Source organism: Microbacterium sp. (assembly GCF_039812165.1).
Taxonomy (GTDB): Bacteria; Actinomycetota; Actinomycetes; order Actinomycetales; family Microbacteriaceae; genus Microbacterium.
In genome coordinates, this window is record NZ_JBDIAB010000205.1 from 1 (window position 1) to 4,865 (window position 4,865).

4 protein-coding genes are annotated in these 4,865 nt (G+C 70.8%); 1 reads left to right on the forward strand and 3 read right to left on the reverse strand.

Features of this window, described 5'->3' with window-relative positions; all coding sequences use genetic code 11:
• Positions 1-167: 167 nt before the first annotated feature.
• The gene (locus WML84_RS12850) at positions 168-989 is read right to left on the reverse strand and encodes an ETEC_3214 domain-containing protein (RefSeq protein ID WP_347346535.1); all 822 of its coding nucleotides are present in this window, start codon (positions 987-989) and stop codon (positions 168-170) included.
• 217 nt (positions 990-1,206) lie between these two features.
• Here WML84_RS12850 and WML84_RS12855 point away from each other — a divergent pair, with 217 nt between their 5' ends.
• Positions 1,207-2,835 (forward strand): L-lactate permease, encoded by a 1,629-nt coding sequence (locus WML84_RS12855; protein WP_347346536.1) that lies wholly within the window; start codon positions 1,207-1,209, stop codon positions 2,833-2,835.
• 107 nt (positions 2,836-2,942) lie between these two features.
• On the opposite strand, the gene WML84_RS12860 is transcribed toward WML84_RS12855, so the two are convergent.
• Together WML84_RS12860 and WML84_RS12865 are read right to left on the reverse strand one after the other, a co-directional pair.
• The gene (locus WML84_RS12860; RefSeq protein ID WP_347346537.1) at positions 2,943-3,839 is read right to left on the reverse strand and encodes a VOC family protein; all 897 of its coding nucleotides are present in this window, start codon (positions 3,837-3,839) and stop codon (positions 2,943-2,945) included.
• Positions 3,840-3,880: 41 nt separating this feature from the next.
• Positions 3,881-4,865: Gfo/Idh/MocA family oxidoreductase (locus WML84_RS12865; protein WP_347346538.1), on the reverse strand; the 985-nt coding region annotated here is incomplete at its 5' end.

The following is a 4,865-nucleotide window of genomic DNA, read 5'->3' on the forward strand; positions in this document are numbered from 1 at the left end:
TCAGCAGGCCCGCTCCGCGCAGCAGCCCGCTGCCGGTCGGCCTCGCACCGCGGGCCGGCGCGCCTCGCACGCCGGCGGCGCGCCGAAGCTCATGGTGGGCTCGGTCGTCCGCCAGAACGGCGGCGGCCGGCGCAGCGGTCGCTGAGCCTCGGAGTCGACGAAGAGGCTCAGCCGCGCACGATCTCGGCGAGATATCCGGACGGGATCTTCTCGTCGGCGGGAACGACCCACAGCATCGTCTCCTCGTCGAGGAACCAGCCGTCTCCGGCCTCGACGTAGAAGTTCGCGGGGCTGGTCCGGCGGAACTCGGCGCTCGGCGGCGCCAGTCCCTCGGCCGGGCCCGAGAAGGCGTCGAGCTCGAGGACGCGGTCCGTGCAGAAGTCGCTGGCCCCGTAGCCGTATCCGCGATAGCGCGACTGCGCGTCGCCCGCCCGGATCATGACGTCCGTCACGTGCAGCGGAGTGGACGCCGTTCCATGCGTGTGGACGTGGACGGCTTCAGGCGCCCGCCCGCTCGAGTCCGCGCGCTCCAACGGCGCCGTGTTCAGCTGCACGACCGAGCCCCCCGGCGTGATGATCTCGGGTCGGAAGCCGGGAGCGCACGAGAGCACCGTGTACTGCACCGACACGTCGTTCTCGTCGCTGACCGTCGACACGATGTGGTCGCGTTGCAGGTAGATGCGCTCGACGTAGTCCTCGCCTCCGCGCCCGGGAATGTGCATCGAGGCGGCCGGAGAGCCCAGCACCGCATTGAAGTGCGCGACATCGAGGCCCGTTCCGAGGCGGTCCAGCGCCTGGTACTCGACCCGGTACGGGTTCGCCGCGGCGGCCGCGAGCTGTGTCCATCCGATGATCGTCGCGATCGCGGCGCCGAGACCGGCGAGCCAGACGATCCCCTTCGAGACGCTTCTCGCGGCCGTCAGCAGCGAGCCCTTCCGCGTCGGCGGGCGCGGCGATGTCTCAGCGGGAACGGTCTTCTCGGCGTCCATGGGCGTCCCTCGTCCACGGGCAGCTCTGCCCGTTGGCTGGAAGTATCCTCCGCCCTCGCGCTCGCGGCGCCTCAACCCGCCGAGCGACCCCGCCGGGGCCGCGGATGACACGCGGGACACGCCCGTGTGAACGTCAGATTTCCACGGCATCCGCATCGGCTCCGCGAACCGCTCGCTCGCTAGCGTGAGGCACGTCCCTAGCCAAGGAGTCCTCACCATGTGGAACCAGACGATCGATCCGACCGGGCAGCTGTGGCTGTCGGCGATCATCGCCATCATCCCGATCCTCGTCTTCCTGCTGTGCCTCGTCGTCTTCAAGCTGACGGGCATCAAGGCGGGCCTCATCGCCGTGGCGCTGCAGATCGTCGTCGCGATCTTCCCGTTCGGCATGCCGCTCGGCTCCATCGCCGGTGCCGGCCTGCTGGGCCTGCTCACCGCGATCTGGCCGATCGCCTACATCATCGTCATGGCCGTGTGGCTGTACCGCCTCGCGGTCGCGAGCGGACGCTTCGACGTCATCCGCGCGAGCATCTCGGGCATCTCCCCCGACCAGCGCGTCCAGGTGCTGCTGATCAGCTTCTGCTTCGGCGCGTTCCTCGAGGGCGCGGCCGGCTTCGGCGTGCCCATCGCGATCTGCGCGGCCCTGCTCGTGCAGCTGGGGTTCGGACCGGTCAAGGCCGCCATGCTGTCGCTCGTCGCGAACGTCGCCGCGGGAGCCTACGGCGCGATCGGCATCCCGGTCATCGTGGGCGCCCAGGTCGGCGAGGTCGACGTCATGCAGCTCAGCTGGTACATGGTGCTCGTGCTGCAGCTGCTCACGTTCTCGGTGCCGTTCATCCTCGTGCTGATCCTCGACGGCGTGCGGGGCGTCCGCGAGACGCTGCCGATGACCCTCGGCGTCAGCCTCGCCTACAGCGGCACGCAGGCGGTGATCCTCTTCACGCTCGGCCCGGAGCTGGCCGACATCGGACCGGGCCTGGTCGGCATGGCGACGGTGTTCGCGATCAGCCGCGCCTGGCGTCCCGCGCGCATCTACCGCGAGGACGGCGGCGAGGCACCGGCCCCGGTCAAGCAGGACTTCGGCGACGTCGTCGTCGCGTGGAGCCCGTTCTACATCCTCACCGCCGTGATCTTCGTGTGGTCGATCCCGTGGTTCAAGGCCCTGTTCGCTCCGGAGGGTCCGCTGTCGTGGCTCGTCTTCGCCGTCCCGATCCCCGGCATCACCGACGTGGTCGTGCCGGCGGGGAAGGATGCCGCCGTCACCGCCGCGTGGACCTGGGCGCCCGTGTCGGCGACGGGCACCGCCATCCTCATCGCGGTGGTGGTCTCGTACCTCACGACCCCCGCGCTCGAGAGCCGCCGGCTCTGGGGCGAGCTGCGCGCGACGATCGACATGCTGTGGAAGGCGATCGCCCTGATCGCCCTGATCCTGGTCGTCGCGAACATCGCGAACTACTCCGGCGGATCGGCGAGCATCGGCAACGCCCTGGCCGCGGTCGGCGTGATCTTCCCGCTGTTCGCCCCGATCATCGGCTGGTTCGGGGTGTTCATCACCGGCTCGGTCGTGAACAACAACACGCTGTTCGCCCAGCTGCAGACGGTCACGGCGCACCAGATCGGCGTCGACCCGACACTGCTCGTCGCCGCCAACACCGCCGGCGGCACCGTCGCGAAGGTCGTCTCGCCGCAGTCGATCGCGATCGCCGCCGGTGCGGTGGGGCTGACCGGTCGCGAGGGCGAGATCCTGCGCGCGGCGATCAAGTACAGCCTCGGCATGCTGGCCTGGATCTGCGTGTGGGTGTTCGTGCTCTCGCTCGTGCTGCCCGGCTCGGCGCCGGTCGGCTGAGCCGGCGTCGGACCGCGGGCGTCCGGGGGCTGAGCCGGGCGCCCTGTCGGCCCGAGCCGGGACATCCGCCCGCACGGGACGCGGATGCCGCCGGCTCCGGCCGACCGTCAGGCGTGGAGGTCGGCGATCACGAGCTTCTTCATCTCGAGCATGGCCTGGAAGGCGCCGGGGGCCTCCATGAGCTCGTCCATCCGCTCGGGCACGACCTGCCAGCTGACGCCGAACCGATCGACGCACCAGCCGCACTGCTCGGCCTCCGGCACCGACGACAGGGCATCCCACAGCCGGTCGATCTCGTCCTGGTCGGCGCACTCGACCGACAGCGAGTAGCCCGGGGTGAAGCCCTCCGACATCTCGGCCGCCGAGTCCATCGCGACGAACCACTGGCCCGCGAGCGTGAAGTCGGCGAACATCACCGCGCCCGCCGCGGCCGGACCGGACTGCTGCGGGTACTCCACGAGCGACCCGAGCCGCGAGTCGGGCAGCACCGACGTGTAGTAGTCGACGGCCTCGCGGGCGCGGTCCTGCGCGTCGCCGCTGAACAGGAACGCCGGCATGACGAACGGGCGCGGCTCGCCGGTCGGATCGGTGAGGATGAGCTGCCAGTTCACGCCGAAGCGGTCCTCGACCCAGCCGTAGCGCACGCTGAAGGGATATTCCCCGAGGGGCATGAGCACGCGGCCGCCGTCGGCGAGCTTCGCCCACACGTCGTCGATGCGTTCGCGCGCATCGGGATCGCTCGACGGGTCGAAGTTCACCATGAACGACAGCGACGGGTTCGGGCGATAGCTCGCCCCGGCGTTGATGAGCTGGATCCGGAAGCCGTCGATCTCGACCGACACGGTCAGGGGCTTGCCGGCGAACTCCCGCTGGAAGTCGGGCAGCCCCTCGTCCGGGTAGTACGACGTGGACACGACCCGGGCATTCGGAAAGGTCGACGCGTACAGCTCGGCGCCCTCCGCCGCATCGCCCGCGAACCACAGGTTGGGAGTGATCTTCTGCATGGCCCCAGCATGCGCCGGGCCTCCGACACCCGCAAGGAGGCTCAGGCCTTGACGGCCTCGACCACGCGGATCGTCTCGAGGGTGCGGGCCTGGTCGGTCGTGGCATCCGCCCCGTCGACGAGCGCCGCGAACCGCTCGACCTCGTAGACCATGTTGTTCTCCACGCCGTCGAAGACGTGGTCGGTCGTGGTGCCGTCGAGGAGCGTCACGCGCGCCGAACGCGGCCGCGTGACGTGGTCGAACGTGAGCGTGCCCAGCTCGCCCTGCACCTCGTTGACGCGGTCGGACGCCGTGATCTTCGAGTACGACACGTCGACCACCAGTCCCGGGTAGACGGCGAGGGCGACCCCGGCGCCGTCGGCGCCCGTCGCGATCGGCACCGAGGCGGCCAGCACGCGCTCGGGCGCGCCGAACAGCTCGACCATCGCGCTCACGCAGTAGACGCCGAGGTCGTACGCGGCTCCGCCGTACAGCGCCGGGTCGAAGATGTTGACCAGCTCGCCGGCCAGCACGCGGTCGTATCGGGCGGAGCGCTGGCTGTAGCCGAGCGACGCGCGACGGAGCGTGCCGAGCCGCGGCAGCAGCGCCCGGATGCCGGCCATGCCGGGGTCGTAGACGTTGCGCATCGCCTCCAGCAGCACGACGCCGTGAGCCCGGGCGGCGGAGACGAGCGCCTCCCACTCCGCGGCGGTCGGCACCGCGGGCTTCTCCAGCAGCACGTGCGTGCCGGACTTCAGGGCGGCGAGCGCCTGCTCGACGTGGAGGCCGTTCGGCGAGGCGATGTAGACGGCATCCACCTCGTCCGAGGCGAGCAGCGCGGCGAGGTCGTCTGCCACGCCCGGGATGCCGTGCTCCCGCGCGTACCGTTCGCCGCGCGCGCGGTCTCGGGAGTACACCGTCGTCACCTCGACCTCCGGCACGGCGGCCGCCGCGTCGATGAGCCGTCCGGTGATCATGCTGGTGCCGATCGTGGCGAGTCGGATCACGCGTGCCCCTTCCGTCGCCCGCCGATCGTACCGCGGCACG

What these genes read in the sequence shown, in the direction of transcription:
- WML84_RS12850 (WP_347346535.1), bottom strand. Translation starts at nt 989, where the DNA reads ATGGACGCCGAGAAGACCGTTCCCGCTGAGACATCGCCGCGCCCGCCG.
- WML84_RS12860 (WP_347346537.1), bottom strand. Translation starts at nt 3,839, where the DNA reads ATGCAGAAGATCACTCCCAACCTGTGGTTCGCGGGCGATGCGGCGGAG.
- WML84_RS12855 (WP_347346536.1), top strand. Translation starts at nt 1,207, where the DNA reads ATGTGGAACCAGACGATCGATCCGACCGGGCAGCTGTGGCTGTCGGCG.